The organism is Allorhizobium sp. DMC15 (genome assembly GCF_056314065.1).
Genome location: NZ_JBQUZB010000001.1, coordinates 555630 through 573575 on the forward strand (window position 1 = coordinate 555630; position 17946 = coordinate 573575).

Consider the following 17946-nt stretch of genomic DNA (forward strand, 5'->3'; position numbering starts at 1 on the left):
TTTCCTATGGATATGAACGAAATCAAAGAGATCTTCTTCCAGGAGTGCGAGGAGCAGCTCGCCGAACTGGAATCCGGTCTTCTGAAAATGAATGACGGAGATCGCGATCCGGAGACGGTCAATGCCGTGTTCCGGGCCGTTCACTCCATCAAGGGCGGTGCAGGCGCTTTCGGTCTCGACGACCTGGTCGCCTTCGCGCACGTCTTTGAAACGACTCTTGATTGCGTTCGATCCAACAAGCTGGATCCTGGCCCCGAAGTCATGAAGGTCATGCTGAAGTCGGCCGACGTCCTAGCCGACCTGGTGACCGCGTCCCGCGACGGTATCGGTGTCGACCCGGGCCGCTCAAGCGGGCTCGTCAAGGAACTCGAAGCGCTGGCAAATGGCGAGGTGCCGGCGCCCTCTGCGGCTGTTGCGCCCGCGCCGAAGGCTGCCGCTCCGGCTCCGGTCGCTGCCGCCCCGGCTCCCTCTGACGACAGCGGTTTCCAGCCGATCCCCTTCACCTTCGACGGCTTCGGCGGCGAGGAAGAGCAGACGGTTGTGCCGTCGACCTTCGAAGTCGTCTTCAAGCCGCGCCGCGAGCTCTATTCCAAGGGCAACGAGGCCGCGCTCCTGCTCCGGGATCTGTCGCGCCTCGGTGAGATGAGTATTCACTGCAATACCGACAGTCTGCCGGCTCTTGAGGACATGGACCCAGAGGCAGCCTATCTGAGCTGGAAGATCCAGATCACCGCTGAAAAGGGCGAAGAAGGCATTCGACAGGTCTTCGAATTTGCCGAATGGGATTGCGATCTCGAAATCAAGGTTATCGAAGCGGAAACCAAGGAAGCCGGCGAAGAGCTGCCCATGGTGCCGGTGCCTTTCGATCTCTCGGCGCTTGATGAGGGTCCGGAATCGGATGACAGCAGCGCTCACGAAGAAACGGTGACCGCAGCCGTTGCAGCGGCCGAGACCGCATCGAACGTTTTGAAAATGGCAGCCGGTGCCGCCAAGCCGGAGAAGAAGGAATCGCCGGCCGCCGCCGCTGCGGCCGCAGCCGCCGCTGCAGCCCAGGCCAACAGCGCCGCCGGTCAGACCATCCGCGTCGATCTGGATCGCGTCGACCGCCTCATCAACCTTGTCGGCGAGTTGGTCATCAACCAGGCCATGCTGTCACAGAGCGTCATCGAAAATGATGCGACTGGCACGTCGGCCGTGAACATGGGTCTCGACGAGCTGCAGCAGCTCACCCGCGAGATCCAGGACTCGGTCATGGCGATCCGCGCGCAGCCGGTAAAGCCGGTCTTCCAGCGCATGTCGCGTATTGTTCGCGAAGTTGCCGACATGGTCGGCAAGTCGATCCGCCTGGTGACCGAAGGTGAAAACACCGAAGTCGACAAGACGGTTATCGACAAGCTCGCCGAGCCGCTGACCCACATGATCCGCAACGCCGTCGACCACGGTATCGAAACACCGGAAAAACGCGCTGCCGCCGGCAAGAACCCGGAAGGCACGGTCAAGCTGACCGCGAAGCACCGTTCGGGCCGTATTGTCATCGAGCTTGTCGACGACGGCGCCGGCATCAACCGCGAACGCGTCCGCCAGAAGGCCATCGACAACGATCTGATCGCGGCTGACTCGAACCTGACCGACGAAGAGATCGACAACCTGATTTTTGCCCCGGGCTTCTCGACCGCGGACAAGATCTCGGACATCTCCGGCCGCGGTGTGGGCATGGACGTGGTCAAGCGTTCGATCCAGGCGCTCGGCGGTCGCATCTCGATCACCTCGCGCCCCGGCCAGGGCTCGACCTTCACCATGAGCCTTCCGCTGACGCTGGCCGTTCTCGACGGCATGGTCGTCACGGTCGCTGGCCAGACCCTTGTGGTGCCGCTGACGGCAATCGTTGAAACCCTTCAGCCGGAAGCACAGAACATCCATTCCTTCGGTGCCAACCAGCGCCTGATCTCGATCCGCAACTCCTTCTGCCCGCTGGTGGATGTCGGCCGGATCCTGAATTTCCGCGCCAGCCAGGCCAACCCGGTGGAAGGTGTCGCCCTCCTGGTCGAATCCGAAGGCGGCGGTCAGCGCGCCCTCATGGTCGATGCCATCCAGGGGCAGCGCCAGGTCGTCATCAAGTCGCTTGAAGCCAACTACACCCACGTTCCGGGCATTGCCGCCGCAACCATCCTCGGGGATGGCCGCGTCGCGCTCATCCTCGACGTCGATGCTGTCGTCGCCGCCTCCCGTGGCCAGTCACTCAAGCAGGAAATGTCGTTAGCCGTCGCAGGGTAATCGTATGTCGTACGCGGTGAAAAACTTGATTGATGGGGCCCGGGAGCTCATCGCCTTCCGGGTTGGCGATCAGGAATTTTGTGTGAACATCATGGCGGTGCGGGAGATCAGGGGCTGGACCCCTGTGACGCCGCTCCCTCATGCGCCGCAATATGTCATGGGCGTGATCAACCTGCGTGGTGCGGTCCTGCCAATCGTCGACCTTTCGCTCAGACTGGGCATGAGGTGCGCCGAGCCGACCCCCCGCCACGTCATCATCGTGGCGCAGGTCAAGTCGAAGGTCATCGGCCTCTTGGTCGATGCCGTGTCGGACATCCTCACGGTAACCGACGAGCAGATACAACCGACGCCGGAGATTTCCTCCGACCTCGAAAGACTTTACGCCCGCGGCATTCTCGCGATCGACAAGCGGATGATTTGCTTGATCGAGCTTGGTGCACTCTTCAACGACGCCGAAAGCGAGGCTGCATGACGATCGCAATGAGCACATCCCGTCAGTCCGACGATGAAGTACTGGCCAGCGGCGAATATCCGCTGACCCGTCGGGATCTGAACGAGATTGCATCGATGATCTACTCGGATGCCGGGATCGCGCTCAACGATTCCAAGGCGTCTCTGGTCTATTCCCGTCTTTCGAAGCACATCCGCAATCTGGGCCTGTCCGGGTTCCGCGCCTATTGTCAGTTGGTTTCCTCACCCGAGGGAGCGACGGAACGGCGTGAAATGCTGTCGCATCTCACTACCAATTTCACTCGCTTCTTCCGGGAGAACCACCACTTCGAACACCTCCGCGACGAAGTGCTGCCCGGCCTGATCCAGCGCGCAAAGTCCGGCGGGCGTGTCCGCATCTGGTCGGCAGCGAGTTCCGATGGGCAGGAGCCGTATTCTATCGCGTTGACCGTGTTCCAGGCCTTCCCGAATGTTCTGGACTACGACTTCAAGATCCTCGCGACCGATATTGACCCGAAGATCCTGGCGATTGCCCGGCAGGGCGCCTATGACGAACAGGCGCTCGAGACCGTGTCGCCGGCTATGCGCAAGCAGTGGTTCAAGGAAGTCGAGATCGCTGGTCGCCGTAAGTGGCAGGTCGATGATCGCCTGAAGCGTCTCATCACCTATAACGAACTGAACCTGATGGCCCAGTGGCCCTTCAAGGGCAAGTTCGACGTGATCTTCTGCCGCAACGTCGTCATCTACTTCGATGAGCCGACGCAGGTCCGCATCTGGAACCGGTTCTGCGAACTTCTGCCGGTCGGCGGCCACCTCTATATCGGCCATTCCGAGCGGGTTTCGGGTGAAGCGAAGAACGATTTCGACAACATCGGCATCACCACCTATCGCTATCTCGGTAAGCAGGGAGGACGCAGGTAATGGCTTCTCCTGCTCGTGTTCTCGTTGTCGATGACAGCCCCACCATGCGGGGCCTGATCACGGCCGTCCTCAGCCAGGATCCCGACGTCAGCGTCATCGGCCAGGCCGGCGATGCCATGGAAGCGCGCGCCGCCATCAAGCAGCTCAATCCCGATGTCGTCACGCTCGATATCGAGATGCCGAACATGAACGGCCTCGAATTCCTCGAGAAGATCATGAAGCTCAGGCCCATGCCGGTTATCATGGTCTCCACCATGACCCACCGCGGCGCAGAAGCGACGCTTGCGGCTCTGGAAATCGGAGCCTTCGACTGTGTGGCAAAGCCGCAGCCAGGTGAACCGAGGCCGTTTGGCGAACTGGCCGACAAGGTCAAGGCCGCCGCCCGTTCGCAGTTGCGCCAACATCCGGTCGTCCAGGCCCAACCTGTCCAGCCGGCTGCCGTCTCCGATTTCCGCGTCGGTCGCAAGATCGTCGCCATCGGTTCGTCCACCGGGGGGGTCGAGGCGCTGATCACGGTCCTGCAGAAATTCCCGCGCAATTGCCCGCCCACGGTGATTACGCAGCATATGCCGCCAACCTTCACCAAGAGCTTTGCCGAGCGTCTCAACCGTCTCTGTGCGCCCGTGGTCGAGGAAGCGACGGATGGTGCACGCCTCGAGATCGGCAAGATCTATCTTGCTCCGGGTGGAGAACGCCATCTGCAAGTCTCGAACGTGAACGCACCGTGCTGCCGTCTGGTCGAGCGGGGACCCGTCAATGGTCATCGTCCTTCCGTTGACGTCCTTTTCGACTCCGTGGCTGAATTGGCCGGCCGCAATGCCGTCGGTGTCATTCTCACGGGAATGGGCCGCGACGGAGCCTCCGGCCTCTTGAAGATGCGCCATGCCGGCGCGCGCACGATCGGCCAGAACGAAAAGACCTGCGTGGTCTACGGAATGCCGCGCGTCGCCCATGAACTGGGCGCCGTCGAGCATCAGCTGCCCCTGACTTCCATTGGGGAGGAAATCCTCAAACTCACTGCCGCCCGAAAAGAAGGTATCGAATAATGTCCCTAGCCGAAAAAATCAAAGTTCTGATCGTCGACGATCAGGTCACAAGTCGCCTGCTTCTCAGCGACGCGCTGACCCAGCTCGGCTTCAAGCAGATCACTGCCGCCGGTGACGGCGAGCAGGGCATGAAGATCATGGAGCAGCAGCCCCATCACCTGGTCATCTCGGACTTCAACATGCCGAAGATGGATGGTCTGGGCCTTCTGCAGGCCGTGCGCACCAATCCCAACACCAAGAAGGCGGCCTTCATCATCCTGACGGCCCAGGGCGACCGGGCTCTGGTCCAGAAGGCTGCACAGTTGGGCGCAAACAACGTTCTCGCCAAGCCGTTCACTATCGAAAAGATGAAGGCGGCGATTGAAGCTGTATTCGGAGCACTGAAATGATCGATGACGGGGCAGCAAAGCGCGTCCACATCATTCAAGGGGAATGGAAGGTGGTCAACGATCCCAATGTGGTTCTGTCGACCATCTTGGGTTCGTGCGTCGCTGCCTGCATTCGCGATCCTATCGCCGGTGTCGGAGGCATGAACCACTTTCTCCTGCCAGGATCTGCGGTCCCGGGGGCAGGGGGCGGTGATGCCACCCGCTACGGGGTTCATCTGATGGAGCTCCTGATCAACGGTCTCCTGAAGAAGGGCGCCCGCAGGGACCGCCTGGAAGCGAAGATTTTCGGTGGTGCGAAAACGATCGCGACGTTCTCGAACGTCGGCGAACAGAATGCCGCCTTCGCGCAGCAGTTCCTGCGCGACGAAGGCATCAAGGTGGTGGGTTCGTCGACGGGCGGCGATCACGGCCGGAAATTGGAATTCTGGCCGGTCAGCGGTCGGGCAAGGCAGTATCCGCTCACGGGCGCAGAAACGCAGAAGACGGTTGCGCTGGAACAGCGTCCCGTACCTGTCGCCAAGCCGGTGGAAAGTTCAATCGAGTTTTTCTAGTACTGGAAATCGGATGCAAAACGAAAACAAAGCGGACAATCAGGGCTTCCAGGAAGAACTGCCAGAAATTCTCATGCGCATCGTCAGCGAGCTGCACGACGTGGCGTATCTGATCGAACGCGTCGAACCGCAGCTGCTGGAACTCGGCGGTCCGAACATCCTGTCGTCTCCGGACAGCCTGAAGGTCCTTCAGGGCATCGACCTCGCTGTTCAGAAGACGCGTGGACTTGCGGAGTTCATCGACACCATCACCGGAACCATTCCGGCCGACTGGATGATCGACATGACAACGGCGCTCAGCCTCGTGAAGCTCGCCGACATGCAGAAGGCGCTGGGCGCCGGCTTGCGTCACGGCCATTCCCAGCCCCTGGTCAAGGCGGCCGGTGATTTCGACTTTTTCTGATTGTCCGGTAACGGACGGCGGAGCCTTACATGCCTGAACAGCCGAAATGAATTCGGCTTTTCCACCCCGCGAAACGTTCGCACAAGTTTCGCTTCCTATTGTCTCGCCAAGGGCTAGAGCGCCCAGACCTTTCATGTTGATGGTGCGAGACAGAATGAATCTGTTAAATCAATTAGTTCAGATATCAAAAAACTTTGCGGCGATGGGTCAGGCGAAGCTCTTGGCCATGGCCGGTGTCACGCTCGTTTCCTTCGCAATCATCATTGCCGGCGCTCTCTACGTCAACAAACCCTCCTTTGAAACGCTCTATGTCGGCCTGGAACCGGTCGATCTCAACCAGATTAGCATCGCTCTGGCCGAAGCAGGCATCGATTTCGAAACAGGCAGCGACGGCGCAAGCGTGATGGTGCGCGCCGGCATGACGGGCAAGGCGCGTCTTCTGCTCGCCGAGCGTGGTCTGCCGAACAGCGCCAATGCCGGCTATGAGCTTTTCGACAACGTCGGCTCGCTCGGCCTGACGTCGTTCATGCAGGAAGTGACCCGCGTCCGCGCTCTGGAGGGTGAAGTCGCACGCACCATCCAGCAGATCGCCGGTATTGCGGCTGCCCGTGTGCACATCGTCATGCCGGACGTTGGAAATTTCCGTCGTGGCGAACAGAAGCCGACGGCCTCGGTCATGATCCGCGCTTCCTCTGACGCGGGTCGCAAGGCCGCCAGCTCGATCAGGCAACTCGTCGCCTCCTCCGTCCCGGGCCTCAATGTCGAGGACGTGACAATTCTCGATTCCACCGGTCAGCTTCTCGCGGCCGGCGACGAGACGGGTGGTGAAGCCGCACGCTCTCTCGGTGTCGTTCAAAACGTCCAGCGGGAAATCGAAACCAATATCGACAAGGCGCTCGCGCCTTTCCTTGGCATGGACAATTTCCGTTCCAGTGTTACCGCACAGATCAACACCGACAGCCAGCAGATCCAGGAGACGATCTACGATCCGGAATCGCGCGTCGAACGCTCCGTCCGGGTGACCAAGGAGGCGCAGAAATCGCTGCAGCGCCAGTCCGATACCGCTGCCACCGTCGAGCAGAACATTCCGCAGGCCGCGCCTGAGTCCGGTGGCGGTGGTCCTGAGTCCTCCGACGAGCAGGACAAGAAGGAAGAGCAGACCAATTACGAGATCAACAGCAAGACGGTTGCCACCGTCAAGAACAGCTATGTGGTCGAGAAGCTGTCCGTGGCGGTTGTTGTCAACCGCGGTCGCATCGCCAAGATGGTTGGCGAACCGGTAGACCAGGCGAAGATCGACGCCTACCTTGCCGAAATGCAGAAGATTGTCAGCTCCGCATCGGGCCTCGACCCGGCGCGTGGTGACGTCGTCACGCTGACCGCGATGGACTTCCTCGAGAACCAGCTTCTCGAAGAGTCGGCCACCGGGCCGGGCGTCATGGAAATCCTCAGCCGCAATCTCGGTGGCATCATCAACTCCCTGGCCTTCGTCGCCGTCGCCTTCCTGATTGTCTGGATGGGTATCCGTCCGATGATCCGCTCGGCTGGTGGCGGTGCGGATGCGGCCCTTGCCGGCGGCGTCGGCGAGCAGGCGGCCGGTCTGGAACTGCCCGACTTCTCGCCGGCCATCGGTGGCGGCAGTGCCGGCGGCCTCATGGATGGCTTCGGTTCCGACTTCGGCTTCGACTCCACCGACGATCTTCTGTCCATGGACGACGATCCCAATGGCGGCTTCAACCGCCGGGTCAAGGAAGGTCCGGAGCGCCGCCTGTCGCGGATGGTGGAGATCTCCGAGGAGCGTGCGGCGAAGATCCTGCGCAAATGGGCTGTGGAAAACGCAGCCTGACCGCAAGAGAAATAGATCAGCAGACCGATACGAACCGCGCCCGCAAGGCGCGGTTTTCCTTTATGTGGAAAGTCGTGTCTATTGAATTGCGGGGCGTGCTGGCGCATTCTCGGTGCAGCTCCGCAATACCGGATCTACTTGTGACCTTTGCCACTTTATATTTTAGAATGAACATGATTCGTTACGATGTAGGCGGATCTGTCGTTGAGTCGGCAGGAAATGATTCGGGCGGCAGGCGGGCCGTCCGAGCGGCAATGACATCGAGGGGACAGGGCAGATGGATGCCGAGCTGACGACGGGGCAAGCGGAAGGACTGGCGCATGCGGTCGATTCCGGCGTGTCGGCGCAAAGCTCGACCTCGAAGGACACCCTGATCCGCAAGCTTGCCTCGCCCGCCATCGCCGGCGACATCGCACATTGCCTGCGGCTCTTGTGCCAGTATGTCGGATCGTCCCACTATCTGCTGGCGCGCTACGATCTGGTGCAGGAAGAAGGGCTCGATTTCGTCGTGGCGGCCGACTGGCCGTTCGACATGGTGCGCCGTCTGGAAAGTGAATTGGCGACCAGTTACTCGCAGTCGACCGAACTTGAGAAATGCCTGTCGGTCCTGCAGCCAAAATACAATATCCTGCCTGAAGACGTCTATGTGCCGATCGGCCTCAGCCGCCAGTACTGCTCGATCACCCTGAATGTTGGGCGCACGCGACTGGCGCTGATGCTGCTTTTTCCTCAGGACTTCGTGCTGTCACCGGAGCGGTTGCGTGAAGTCGGCCTGTTGGCCGGTTATGCGGTCAGCCTGTCAACGACCAAAGGCCAGAAGAGCGAGCGTGACTTCGAACTGACCGACCGTGAACTGGAATGCCTGTTCTGGATCGCCGAGGGCAAGACCAGCGACGAGATCGCCACCATTCTGGGGATCTCCCGCAACACGATCAACAACTACATCACAAGTGTGATGCGCAAGACAGCGACGAAGACCAGGTCGGAGGCCATTGCCTATGCGGTCCGAAACAATCTCGTCTAGGGGAGGCGGAATGGCCAATAGTACAAGGCCGGGTGGGTCACTTCTCGAAGATGCCACCTGGTCGGGCCAGCGTCCGGTCACGTCGCGATCCGATATATTTCCGAAACTCGTTTCGCTGCAACGTTCCCTGAATGCGCGTGGGTTCGCGGCGTTTCGTATCGCCGGTGCCAATCTTCCGCACAAGCGTCGTCTGGACCCGGAGTTCGAAAACTGGAGCCCAGGTTTGGCCAGCGGCAGGGATGCCTTCATTTCGGCCTATGGCGAGACGCTTCTGGCACACATCGAAGTGTCCACGCAGCCGATCTTGTGGAGCGCGGAAGAGAAGACCAGTTTTCTCGATGCATCTGACTTCACGCCATTCGTGCATCAGCTGGAGGCCCGCCTGCTGCCCTATTCGGGCATCGCGTTTCCCGTTCGCCTGGGGGCTGTCGGCAATGGCTACGTCGTCTTCCCGACCATCGGAGGCGCGGATCTCCCCGGCGACCTCATCCTCGCGGTTCATAGTCGTTGCTATAAGGTGATGACGGATATTCTCTCTCTCGACGAGAGGCGGGCGACGCCCTCGGAGACGCTGAGCGAACGTGAGATTGCCTGTCTGCAACTCGCGGGCGATGGTCGGATCAGCGAAGAAATCGCCGAGCGCCTGAACCTCTCGGTTCACACGGTCAACGCCTATCTTGGCTCGGCGACGATCAAGCTCGACTCGGTGAACCGGATCCAGGCGATCGCCAAGGCGATCCGCCTTGGCTACATCACCTGATCACCCTCATCCGTAAAGCGGGGATGCCTGTCCCTTGACGAAGCGCGCTTCCTTCAGCCGCTCTTCCAGAATGCGCGTATTGCTGTCCGGATCGCCGGACGTTTCGTGAAACGCGATATGCTTGATATCGATGGCAGCGTGTTCCTCGGTCAGGGTCAACTGCGAGTAGATCGTGATGCCGCGCGGCTTGATTTCGAGATCGAGCACCACCTCCGGCGGTCCGCCCCATTCCAGCCGATAGTCGCCGCCGGAACCGAAGACGATGGTGCCGGGATGGAAATACAGTTCGGCGGCCGACGAGACGAGATCGGACAAGTTTCCGTAAAGTTCAAAACGCAGAAGTGAAATAAGGTCGGCAGCATCGAGAAGGCGCAATTCGCTCGCCACGGGGCTGATCGCCTCTGCCACGATGCGTTCACGCTGGTTGGTAAAGGAGCATTTCTTCATCGTGGCTAGCGTATCCGTCTTTTGGGGGCCTTGGACGCATAGACTCGGTGCACGAGTTCAGCGACGGCCTTATAAAATATCGACGGTATGACGCTATCGACCGAGACTTGCGCAAACATGGAGCGGGCAAGCGGCGGGTCCTCAAAAATGGGGATATCGTTCTCCCGGGCGATTTCGCGGATGCGCAGGGCAACGATATCCTGGCCCTTGGCGACGACCACCGGCGCCTCGTTTTCCTCACGCACATAGCGCAGCGCCACCGCAAAGTGGGTGGGATTGGTGATCACGAGCGTGGCGCGGGGAACGTTCGACATCATGCGTTTTCGCGCCCGGTCCCTGGCGATCGACCTCTGGCGTGCCTTGACCACCGGGTCACCCTGGGACTGCTTGTACTCGTCCTTGATCTCCTGCTTCGTCATTCGCAGCTGTTCGTACCAGTGGTGCCGGGTCCAGAAGACGTCGACGGCCGACAGCAGCGCAGTCGCCAGAAGAATCACCATCATCATTTTCTGCATGATGGTCGCGAATTTCACAAAGATGACCTGCGGATCGGAAAACATCGCGTCGATGACGCCGAAATATTCCCCCTTGAGTGCAAAGACCATGATCACCGAGACGACGACGATCTTGAAGACGGACTTGGCAAACTCCACCATGCCCTGAGCGCTGAACAGACGTTGCCAACCTTTGAAGAGCGAGATGCGACTGACCTGGGGCGTGATTCGCTCCAGGATGAATTCGGGAAGATGCTGTGCGACGTTCGAGGCCACGCCGAGCATGATGAGCATGATCAGCAGCGGTGCGAGCAAGGCCCCGATCTCCCACGCCAGGTGCGTGAACAGAGACACGACATCGACCGCGGTGCCGATTCGCCATTGGTCCGGTTGCTCGAAAATATCCTTGAGCGTCTCGCTCATGCGGGTGATGCCACCGGGCAGGAAGAAGACGGCGTAGAAATAGAAGGCGAGGGCAGTGGCGAAGATCGGCAGTTCGCGCGAAGAGGGCACGTTGCCCTTCTCCCGCGCGTCGCGCATCTTTTTCTCTGTCGGGTCTTCTGTTTTGCTGTCGTCGTCTTCGTCGGCCATGATCGACGCCATCCCCGGGGGCTTGCCGGGCGATTCCATGCGCCCTGAAAGATCAAGTCGGCCGCGTTTGCGGCGCGCCGGCCGGCGATCGTTCGGAGCGCCTCAGCAAACGTAACCGCCCGCCGATCGGGGTTCAATCGGCGGGCGGCGGATCCACGTGGTTTTCAACAGAGCCTGAGGCTCAGGCCGCCTGGCTGTCGCCTTCGGTATCCTTGAGCTGGATCTGACCCGCATTGGCGAGGCGGATCGCTTCCTGCGCCACGGCGCGGCGGGCAATCGCGATTTCCCGCGGATTGATGCCCGTCGTGCCGGATTGCAGATCCGATTCGATCATGCGGCGCGAACGCGGGCTGATGGATGCCAGCACGCATTCCTTGATCTCGGCGTTGGCGCCGCGCAGCGCCATGGTCAGAATGTCGCCGGAGATGTCGTTGAGCAGCAAGACGCGGCTGCGCTGCGGCATGGCAAGCAAGTCTTCGAACAGGAAGATCTTCGGCCGCACCTTGTTGACCGAGTCCTTGCTGATCGATTCGAGCGACTGCAGCAGGGTATCGACTTCCGGCTTGTCGAGTTCGTTCATCAGTTCGGCGACCTTTGCCGAACCGGTCGAATTCTTCTCGGCCTCGATCTCGGCGATCAGGTCATGAACCCGGTTCTCGATGATCTGGGCGGCCTTCGGGCTCACGTTCTTCAGGTTTACGGTGCGGTTCATGATATCGGCCCGTCGGCTTTCCGGCAGCTTCAGCAGAACCTTGGCGCCAAAGGAGGAGGGCAGCATCGAGAGGATATAGGCCACCGTCTGCGGGTGCTCGCGCATCAGGAACTTGGCGATGAAATCGGGGTCCGCATCCTGCAGACGATCCCAGATCGATGCCTCATAGGCCTGGAACGCGGTACGGCGTCCGAGCAATCCGTCAACCTCTTCCGGTGTCAGGCCTTCCTCGAGAATGCTTTCGATGGCTTTGGCATTGTCCATCAGGCCGGCGCCCTCGGTGAACAGGTCCTCGAACTCGTTGACGAGTTCGGTCAGTTCATCCGGCGGAATCGTGCGCAGCGTCTGGGCAGACGCGATGATCGTCTGCAACTCGGCCTGAGTGAAATATTTGAGCAGCTTTCCGGCAACACCCTTTCCCATGGCCAGCAGCACGGCGGCTGCCTTGTCGGCCTGGGAAAGCGGTTTACCGGTTAAGGGGCCGCCAAAATCGTCAAAGTCCATCATGGTCTTGCCCTCTCTGGCCCGTCATGGGTCAGGATGTCTTGGTCGCCATCACTTCGATCAGTTTAACACCAAAGCGCGTATCGTCGTTTTCGAGAACCGTGATCTCGCCGCGCGCGATGCGCCGGCCGTTCACCATGATCTCCACGGGTTCACCGATCTTCTTGTCGAGCGCGATGATGGCGCCCTCCTCGAGATTCATGAGACCCGAAACCTGCATCCGGCTCGACCCCAGAACGATCTGCACGTCGATCGGGATATCCATGATCAGATCGAGATTGGCGGTCAGGCCACTGCCGGGTTCCTGCTGGGTGCCACCCATCCCACCAAAGGACGTGTCGCCGCCGAAGCTACTGGAACCGCCCAGATCAGCGCCGCCGAAATCTCCGCCACCGAAGTCTACGCCGCCGATGTCGCTGCCGAGATCGCTCATGCCGAAGCCCGAATCCGTGCTCGCAGCAGCGCCGCCGAAGTCGGATTCGAATGCCGCCAGCGGGTCCGACTTGTCGTCGCTCGCGCCGCCGAAATCGCCGAAGTCGGAGCCTATGTCCGGAAGGCCCCCATCTGCATCCGCCTTGAGGACGCCGCGCAGGTCATCGACCGCCTGGTCGAAGTCGCTGTCGCTCGCACCTGGCATGGCCAGTGCGTCTGCATCCGTCTGTGGAGTCTTTTTCGTTGCCATGGACCCATTATTCCTCTTGAAACTTGCCTCAAGCTGCCTTCCGGCTCGCCTCGATAAATGCCTAGCTCATCAAATGTTTTAGAATTTCATCTTCACTGCTCACATTGTCCTTCACCCGGACCGTGTAGCGGTCGCCGGCACGGCCGAATTCGCAACGATAGAGATCTTTTCCATTCGCGCTGACGTCGACCATGACGTCACCCTTGTCACGGAAGGCAATGACATCGCCGGCGACGAGGCGTGACACCGTGGCGAGCGTCAAGGACTCGAGACGCACGCGCGCTTCGAGCGTGACCTGCGAACGCCGCACCTGTTCGGCAATCTGTTCCTGCCACTCCTTGCGCGAGCGCCCGGCCTGGTTCTTCGACTTCGGGATCGTCACAACCGTTTTCAGCAGGGCCTTCTGCGGGATGATGAGATAGAATTCCGAGGTCACTGTGCCGAGCGTAATGCCCATCTTGACCGTCACGGCATATTCGTCGACGTGATCTTCTTCCGGTTTCGCCCGGTCTTCGGCGTTGTGCGCCTTTTCCAGCAACGGTTCGAAACCGCCGGCGGCGTTGACGCCCGAGCGCAGCACATTGGCGATCTTGTCAAACACCATCGCCGAAAGGTCTAGTTCGATCTGCGACAGGGGCCGTTCGATCGGCTCCTGAATCGTCTCGGGCAGGGCGCCGAGCAGGTTCTCCATCAGGGTAATGATGAAGCTGTTGCCGCAGGCCAGCACGAAGTTCGGCGACCAGTTCCGCAGCTGTCCATCGGAAAAGGCCACATTGTCCCCGAGCTCGGCAATGAGGTCCAGCATCAGGCCGCTTTCGTGGCCATTGTAGTGAACCTGCATCGTCAACCCGGTCTCGCTATGAAAGACGTCGGGCAGGAATTCGGTGTAGAGCTGGCCGAATTCGCCACACAGCCGCTGCAAGGACTTGGCGTCGCCGAGCCCGCCGGTCAGCATGGCGAGAAGTGCTCGATCCATCGCGGGAGGGGTCTGAGTGCTTGTATCGCTCATGGTCAGGCTGCCTTGCTTTCACCGCCGCCGCCGGGGTTCATCATTTCCTGCTCGACGGCGTCGATGGACGGACGCTCATAAGAGGAGATCGTCTTGCGGCCGTATTCCAGAGCCACCTGCGGAACCGAGCCGTTCATATAGGCGAGCAATGTCTGCTTCACGATGATGTAGAGGCGGTGTTGCTTGGTACGAACGGTCTTGATCTGGGCGATCAACGGGTTGCAGAGGCAGTAAGACAGGAAGATGCCGAGCATGGTGCCGACGAGTGCGGCGCCGATCAGGCCGCCGAGAACTTCCGGAGATTCGTTGATCTTGCTCATCGCCTTGATAACCCCGAGAACGGCCGCGACGATACCGATCGCCGGGAAGCTGTCGCCCATGGCCGTCATCGCGTGGTAGGGCTTCATCTTGTCATAGAGGATGGTGTCGATTTCCTCATCCATCAGCGCTTCGATCTCATGGCTGCGGGCATTGCCGATGATGATCAGGCGGACATAGTCACAGATGAACGAGGTCAGTTCCTTGTTCTTCAGGAGGTTCGGCGCTGCCGTGAAGATCGAGGATTCCTCGGGATTGTCGATATGCGCTTCGATCTCGTTGCGCGACTTGGTGCGAAGGTCGCGCATCAGCGAATAGAGGACACCCAGAACATCGAGATAGGCGCGTTCGGTCGGCACTGAATGCTTGAAGGCTTCACCGACGGCCTTGCCGGTATCCTTGATCACCTTCATCGGGTTCGCCATGATGAAGCCGCCGACGCCTGCGCCGCCGATGATCATGAGCTCGAAAGGCTGGATGAGAACGTCGAGGTGGCCACCCATGGCCATGAAGCCGCCGAGGACGCAGCCGATCGTTATCACAAATCCGATGATGATATTCATTGTGCCCGCACCTGAACGTTACATTTCACCGAAAGCGATACGTCTCGTGCCTTGCGTGAGGCTGAATCACGGCCTCATTTTTGGGCCGGCAGACGGCTAAAATCTTGCCGTCCGAACCGACAGTTTCGCACAAGGCTTTTGGCTCAGAAGAGCAGGAGCAAGCGTAGGCAGTCTGCGTTAAATAATGATTTACTGATATTCATCTCGATCGGAGGCAATACAGTGCAATCCGGAATCTATGTGTCCCTGTCGTCGCAGATGGCGCTCGAACGCCGCCTGACGACCATCGCCGACAACATGGCCAACGTGAACACCGTCGGCTTTCGTGCCACAGAGGTGAAGTTCGACGAGATGTTGAGCAAAACAGGCAACGACCTGAATGCCAAGATCGCCTTCGTCAGCCAGGGCAACGACTATCTCTCCACCAAGAATGGCGAACTGGCTCAGACCAACAATGCACTCGACTTTGCGATCAAGGGCGACGCCTGGTTCGCCATCGACACGCCCGTTGGTCAGGTTCTGACCCGTGACGGCCGCTTCACGATGACCGACACGGGTGAGTTGGTGTCGGTCAAGGGTTATCCGGTTCTCGATGCCGGTGGTGCACCAATTCAGCTGAACCGTGCCGGCGGGCCGCCCGAAGTCGGCGCCGATGGCAAGATCCTGCAGGATGGCCGCCAGGTGGCAACGATCGGGCTGTTCACAGCGGACGTCCGCAACGGCTTCCTTCGCTATGAAAACAGCGGTGTCACGACCGTCGACAACCCGCAACCGGTTGTCGACAATCCGGAAATCTCGGTCATGCAGGGTTATGTCGAGAATTCCAACGTCAACGGTATCAGCCAGATGACGCAGCTGATCCAGGTGAACCGCGCCTTTGAAAGCGTAAGCGCGCTCATCCGTGACAGCGAGGCCTCCATGGGTGACGCGATCAAGATTCTCGGCGGAAGCTCCTGATCCTGAAATGGGACGTTAATGACATTGCAGGCGACAGACGACCTCCCACTCTCCCCCAAGCTCGGCCAGCTGGTCTCGCTTGCGCAGCGTTATTCCAAGCCTGAATATGCCGTCACTCACGGAGGTCATGTCCGGACCATTGCGGCCGGACACTATACCGTCACCGGGCTCTCGCGGCATGTGCGGCTGGGTGAATTTGTCGCTCATCGATCGTCGAATGGCATACATCTTGGCGAGGTCATCCGGGTCGAGCCGGATGTCTGCTATGTCTGCCCGATCGAGCCGGGCGAGCCAATCGGTATCCACGATGTCGTCATCCGCAAGGGAGCTTTTCGGATTGCCCCAGACGACAGCTGGTGTGGCCGCACGCTGAATGCGCTGTGCGACCCGATCGACAATGGTCCGGCCCTGGCGTCGGGCACTGAACGTCGGCCTATTTCGACGACGGCTCCGCCCTCCATGACGCGAAGCCGCGTGGAAACCGGTTTTAAGACCGGCGTGCGCGCCATCGATATCTTCTCGCCGCTTTGCCTTGGCCAGCGTCTCGGCATTTTTGCCGGCTCGGGCGTCGGCAAGTCGACGCTTCTGTCGATGTTGGCTCGCGCCGATGCCTTCGACAAGGTGGTCATTGCGCTTGTTGGCGAACGTGGCCGCGAAGTCCGCGAGTTCATCGAAGACACGCTTGGCGACAACATGGCCAAATCGATCGCGATCGTCGCGACCAGTGACGAGAGCCCGATGCTGCGCAAGATGGCACCGTTGACGGCAATAACCATAGCGGAACACTTCCGCGATAAAGGCGAGAACGTTCTCTTCATCGTCGATAGCGTGACCCGTTTTGCCCATGCGATCCGCGAGGTTGCAACTGCGGCCGGTGAACCGCCGATTGCCCGCGGCTATCCGGCCTCTGTCTTCACCGAACTGCCGCGTCTCTTGGAACGCGCCGGCCCGGGCGCCGAAGGGGCAGGCACGATCACCGCAATTATCTCCATCCTCGTCGATGGCGACAACCACAACGATCCCATTGCGGACTCCACCCGTGGTATTCTCGATGGCCATATTGTGCTTGATCGTGCGCTCGCCGACGAAGGACGCTACCCGCCGATCAATCCCTTGACCTCCATTTCGCGACTGGCCCGAAAGGCCTGGACCTCCGAGCAGGAGAAGCTGGTCTCGCGCCTCAAGGCGCTGATCCACCGCTTCGAGGAAACGCGCGATCTGCGCCTGATCGGCGGCTATCGAAACGGTTCCGATCCCGACCTCGACATGGCGATCAAGCAGGTCCCGGTGATCTACGACATCTTGAAACAGACGCCGGGCGACAAGCCGGCAATTGATGCCTATGCCGACCTGGCGAATGCCCTGAAGGCAGCGGCCGGTGGCCAGGCAGGCATGAGGCAGAGGGGCTGACAATGACCGATTTCGATGCAGACGAGCCAGTCGTGCCGTTGGTGCCGAGCCGTTCCAAGCGGCGCGTACCGACGGTTGACCGCGTGCTCGCCTTCACCGGTATAGCGCTTGCCTGCGGAGCAGCCCTTTTCCCCTGGTACGTCTTCTTCAATGAAGAAAAGTTCGGCATCCGCGTTGCCGACTGGACCAGGACGCGCGACCTGCCTGAAGGGCCGGGCCGCAACGTCTTCAGCGTTTCACCGCTCGCGCTCGTCGACAAGGACGATGATGGAGGCGAAAGCCCCGCAGCGCCGCCGCAGGTCGACCAGATCGTGACCGCTACAGTGCCGACATTGGGCAAGGAGCGCCCGGAGGGTCTGGAGCCCGCGACGTCACAGCCCTTCCCGGGCAAGAGTGGATTCCGCCTTCTTCACGTCGCCAACGGGCGCGCCCTGATCGAGGATCAGGGAGGCATGTATCTGGTCCGCGTGGGGTCGATTCTCCCCGACAACAGCCGGGTCGCCACGCTCGAACAGCGGGACGGCAAGTGGGTCATCGTCACGTCGACGGGTGACATCTATCAAAACAACTGACGCGGCGCGGGGCGAGCAAGTCC

The 17946-nt window shown here is 60.3% G+C and carries 19 protein-coding genes; 13 read left to right on the top strand and 6 right to left on the bottom strand.

From position 1 onward, the window contains the following. Positions 1-6: 6 nt before the first annotated feature. The 10 genes from ACT53S_RS02730 to visR all read left to right on the top strand — a co-directional run bounded on the left by ACT53S_RS02730 (position 7) and on the right by visR (position 9664). Complete coding sequence (locus ACT53S_RS02730) at positions 7-2274, top strand: chemotaxis protein CheA (RefSeq protein ID WP_142073925.1); 2268 nt, start codon at positions 7-9, stop codon at positions 2272-2274. Between the two features lie 4 nt (positions 2275-2278). Next, complete coding sequence (locus ACT53S_RS02735; RefSeq protein ID WP_113377163.1) at positions 2279-2746, top strand: chemotaxis protein CheW; 468 nt, start codon at positions 2279-2281, stop codon at positions 2744-2746. Next, positions 2743-3645, top strand: coding sequence for a protein-glutamate O-methyltransferase CheR (cheR, locus tag ACT53S_RS02740; RefSeq protein ID WP_113377164.1), 903 nt, complete (start codon positions 2743-2745; stop codon positions 3643-3645). Before ACT53S_RS02735 ends, cheR begins: the two co-directional genes overlap by 4 nt. Then, positions 3645-4691 carry a protein-glutamate O-methylesterase CheB gene (cheB, locus tag ACT53S_RS02745; RefSeq protein WP_113377165.1) on the top strand — a complete coding sequence of 349 codons (1047 nt, stop codon included), beginning with the start codon at positions 3645-3647 and terminating at the stop codon, positions 4689-4691. The genes cheR and cheB overlap by 1 nt, the downstream gene beginning before the upstream one ends. Then, positions 4691-5080, top strand: a complete 390-nt coding sequence (locus ACT53S_RS02750; protein ID WP_006726293.1) for a response regulator — start codon at positions 4691-4693, stop codon at positions 5078-5080. Before cheB ends, ACT53S_RS02750 begins: the two co-directional genes overlap by 1 nt. After that, positions 5077-5631, top strand: coding sequence for a chemoreceptor glutamine deamidase CheD (gene cheD, locus ACT53S_RS02755; protein WP_113377166.1), 555 nt, complete (start codon positions 5077-5079; stop codon positions 5629-5631). Before ACT53S_RS02750 ends, cheD begins: the two co-directional genes overlap by 4 nt. A gap of 13 nt (positions 5632-5644) precedes the next feature. Continuing rightward, positions 5645-6034 carry a chemotaxis protein CheT gene (cheT, locus tag ACT53S_RS02760; RefSeq protein WP_113377167.1) on the top strand — a complete coding sequence of 130 codons (390 nt, stop codon included), beginning with the start codon at positions 5645-5647 and terminating at the stop codon, positions 6032-6034. A gap of 154 nt (positions 6035-6188) precedes the next feature. Then, positions 6189-7880, top strand: coding sequence for a flagellar basal-body MS-ring/collar protein FliF (gene fliF / locus ACT53S_RS02765; protein ID WP_162750503.1), 1692 nt, complete (start codon positions 6189-6191; stop codon positions 7878-7880). A 277-nt stretch (positions 7881-8157) separates the two neighbouring features. After that, positions 8158-8904: a transcriptional regulator VisN gene (visN, locus tag ACT53S_RS02770; protein ID WP_113377168.1), complete on the top strand. Its 747-nt coding sequence runs from the start codon at positions 8158-8160 to the stop codon at positions 8902-8904. 10 nt (positions 8905-8914) lie between these two features. Beyond that, a complete protein-coding gene (visR, locus tag ACT53S_RS02775) occupies positions 8915-9664 on the top strand; it encodes a transcriptional regulator VisR (RefSeq protein WP_113377169.1) in 750 nt (249 codons plus the stop codon). Between the two features lie 6 nt (positions 9665-9670). On the opposite strand, the gene ACT53S_RS02780 is transcribed toward visR, so the two are convergent. The 6 genes from ACT53S_RS02780 to motA form a co-directional block, all read right to left on the bottom strand. Beyond that, positions 9671-10111 (bottom strand): hypothetical protein, encoded by a 441-nt coding sequence (locus ACT53S_RS02780; protein ID WP_476065848.1) that lies wholly within the window; start codon positions 10109-10111, stop codon positions 9671-9673. 5 nt (positions 10112-10116) lie between these two features. Continuing rightward, a complete protein-coding gene (gene flhB, locus ACT53S_RS02785; RefSeq protein ID WP_113377295.1) occupies positions 10117-11196 on the bottom strand; it encodes a flagellar biosynthesis protein FlhB in 1080 nt (359 codons plus the stop codon). A 181-nt stretch (positions 11197-11377) separates the two neighbouring features. Next, on the bottom strand, positions 11378-12415 hold the full coding sequence (fliG, locus tag ACT53S_RS02790) for a flagellar motor switch protein FliG (RefSeq protein ID WP_113377171.1): 1038 nt from the start codon (positions 12413-12415) through the stop codon (positions 11378-11380). Positions 12416-12443: 28 nt separating this feature from the next. Then, entirely contained in the window at positions 12444-13094 is a 651-nt protein-coding gene (fliN, locus tag ACT53S_RS02795) for a flagellar motor switch protein FliN (protein ID WP_476065849.1), read from the bottom strand. A 61-nt stretch (positions 13095-13155) separates the two neighbouring features. Then, positions 13156-14109: a FliM/FliN family flagellar motor switch protein gene (locus ACT53S_RS02800; protein ID WP_174238577.1), complete on the bottom strand. Its 954-nt coding sequence runs from the start codon at positions 14107-14109 to the stop codon at positions 13156-13158. Beyond that, on the bottom strand, positions 14106-14984 hold the full coding sequence (gene motA, locus ACT53S_RS02805; protein ID WP_113377174.1) for a flagellar motor stator protein MotA: 879 nt from the start codon (positions 14982-14984) through the stop codon (positions 14106-14108). Before motA ends, ACT53S_RS02800 begins: the two co-directional genes overlap by 4 nt. Before the next feature lie 222 nt (positions 14985-15206). Here motA and flgF point away from each other — a divergent pair, with 222 nt between their 5' ends. The 3 genes from flgF to ACT53S_RS02820 are packed head-to-tail and all read left to right on the top strand — an operon-like array spanning position 15207 to position 17923. Then, the gene (gene flgF / locus ACT53S_RS02810) at positions 15207-15941 is read left to right on the top strand and encodes a flagellar basal-body rod protein FlgF (RefSeq protein WP_113377175.1); all 735 of its coding nucleotides are present in this window, start codon (positions 15207-15209) and stop codon (positions 15939-15941) included. Positions 15942-15959: 18 nt separating this feature from the next. Continuing rightward, a complete protein-coding gene (gene fliI, locus ACT53S_RS02815) occupies positions 15960-17351 on the top strand; it encodes a flagellar protein export ATPase FliI (protein WP_113377176.1) in 1392 nt (463 codons plus the stop codon). Between the two features lie 2 nt (positions 17352-17353). After that, a complete protein-coding gene (locus ACT53S_RS02820) occupies positions 17354-17923 on the top strand; it encodes a flagellar protein (protein ID WP_113377177.1) in 570 nt (189 codons plus the stop codon). Positions 17924-17946: the final 23 nt, after the last annotated feature.

Excerpts from the sequence above, each read along its gene's own strand:
- fliN (WP_476065849.1), bottom strand. The coding sequence starts at position 13,094 with ATGGCAACGAAAAAGACTCCACAGACGGATGCAGACGCACTGGCCATG.
- ACT53S_RS02750 (WP_006726293.1), top strand. The coding sequence starts at position 4,691 with ATGTCCCTAGCCGAAAAAATCAAAGTTCTGATCGTCGACGATCAGGTC.
- flhB (WP_113377295.1), bottom strand. The coding sequence starts at position 11,196 with ATGGCCGACGAAGACGACGACAGCAAAACAGAAGACCCGACAGAGAAA.
- ACT53S_RS02780 (WP_476065848.1), bottom strand. The coding sequence starts at position 10,111 with ATGAAGAAATGCTCCTTTACCAACCAGCGTGAACGCATCGTGGCAGAG.
- ACT53S_RS02730 (WP_142073925.1), top strand. The coding sequence starts at position 7 with ATGGATATGAACGAAATCAAAGAGATCTTCTTCCAGGAGTGCGAGGAG.
- visR (WP_113377169.1), top strand. The coding sequence starts at position 8,915 with ATGGCCAATAGTACAAGGCCGGGTGGGTCACTTCTCGAAGATGCCACC.
- cheD (WP_113377166.1), top strand. The coding sequence starts at position 5,077 with ATGATCGATGACGGGGCAGCAAAGCGCGTCCACATCATTCAAGGGGAA.
- motA (WP_113377174.1), bottom strand. The coding sequence starts at position 14,984 with ATGAATATCATCATCGGATTTGTGATAACGATCGGCTGCGTCCTCGGC.
- fliF (WP_162750503.1), top strand. The coding sequence starts at position 6,189 with ATGAATCTGTTAAATCAATTAGTTCAGATATCAAAAAACTTTGCGGCG.
- cheT (WP_113377167.1), top strand. The coding sequence starts at position 5,645 with ATGCAAAACGAAAACAAAGCGGACAATCAGGGCTTCCAGGAAGAACTG.
- visN (WP_113377168.1), top strand. The coding sequence starts at position 8,158 with ATGGATGCCGAGCTGACGACGGGGCAAGCGGAAGGACTGGCGCATGCG.
- fliI (WP_113377176.1), top strand. The coding sequence starts at position 15,960 with ATGACATTGCAGGCGACAGACGACCTCCCACTCTCCCCCAAGCTCGGC.
- ACT53S_RS02820 (WP_113377177.1), top strand. The coding sequence starts at position 17,354 with ATGACCGATTTCGATGCAGACGAGCCAGTCGTGCCGTTGGTGCCGAGC.
- fliG (WP_113377171.1), bottom strand. The coding sequence starts at position 12,415 with ATGATGGACTTTGACGATTTTGGCGGCCCCTTAACCGGTAAACCGCTT.
- ACT53S_RS02735 (WP_113377163.1), top strand. The coding sequence starts at position 2,279 with ATGTCGTACGCGGTGAAAAACTTGATTGATGGGGCCCGGGAGCTCATC.
- cheB (WP_113377165.1), top strand. The coding sequence starts at position 3,645 with ATGGCTTCTCCTGCTCGTGTTCTCGTTGTCGATGACAGCCCCACCATG.
- cheR (WP_113377164.1), top strand. The coding sequence starts at position 2,743 with ATGACGATCGCAATGAGCACATCCCGTCAGTCCGACGATGAAGTACTG.